The sequence below is a fragment of the Kurthia massiliensis genome, from assembly GCF_000285555.1.
Lineage (GTDB): Bacteria > Bacillota > Bacilli > Bacillales_A > Planococcaceae > Kurthia > Kurthia massiliensis.
In genome coordinates this window covers 1-722 of record NZ_CAEU01000077.1, presented here as the reverse complement: position 1 = coordinate 722, position 722 = coordinate 1, and the positions used below count along the sequence as shown (strand labels likewise).

Sequence of the window (722 nt, the reverse complement as noted above, 5' to 3'; positions counted from 1 at the left end):
TATCCAGACCCGCCCCTGTGATCGTCTGGGTGGAGGAACAGCAATCCATGCTGGCACTGCCACCGGGGAAAAAACAGTATGACGTGCAGGTTGATGAAAGCCTGGTGACCTTCGACAGGCAGCCGTTTAGCATCATCCGCTCTCCATCTATGACTCGTTCTGCAGAGGAGCCGCATAATGGTCGAACTGCAACATCAGCGGCTGATGGTGCTTGCCGAACAGCTGCAGCTGGACAGCCTTATCGGGCGCCGCGCCAGCACTGTCGCAACAGGCGGTGGATCAGGAATGGAGCTACATGGACTTCCTGGAGCATCTGTTACATGAGGAGAAGCTGGCCCGGCATCAGCGTAAACAGGCGATGTACACACGGATGGCAGCCTTCCCGGCGGTGAAGACGTTCGAGGAATACGACTTCACCTTCGCCACCGGCGCACCTCAGAAGCAAATCCAGTCGCTGCGCTCCCTGAGCTTCATCGAACGTAACGAAAACATCGTGTTACTGGGCCCCTCGGGCGTGGGGAAAACACATCTGGCGATAGCCATGGGCTACGAAGCAGTACGGGCGGGCATCAAGGTTCGCTTCACAACAGCAGCGGACCTGCTGTTACAGCTGTCGACTTCCCAGCGTCAGGGGCGTTACAAAACGACACTCAATCGCGGTGTCATGGCCCCGAAACTGCTCATTATCGATGAAATAGGTTATCTGCCGTTCAGTCAGGAGG

2 pseudogenes are annotated in these 722 nt (G+C 56.8%); both read left to right on the top strand.

The features are described from left to right. Nucleotides 1-178: pseudogene (locus tag KMHG_RS18560) on the top strand (IS21 family transposase); the annotation flags it as partial. Beyond that, nucleotides 175-722 (top strand): annotated as a pseudogene (gene istB, locus KMHG_RS16965) (IS21-like element ISSen3 family helper ATPase IstB); the annotation flags it as partial. The pseudogenes KMHG_RS18560 and istB, both read left to right, overlap by 4 nt.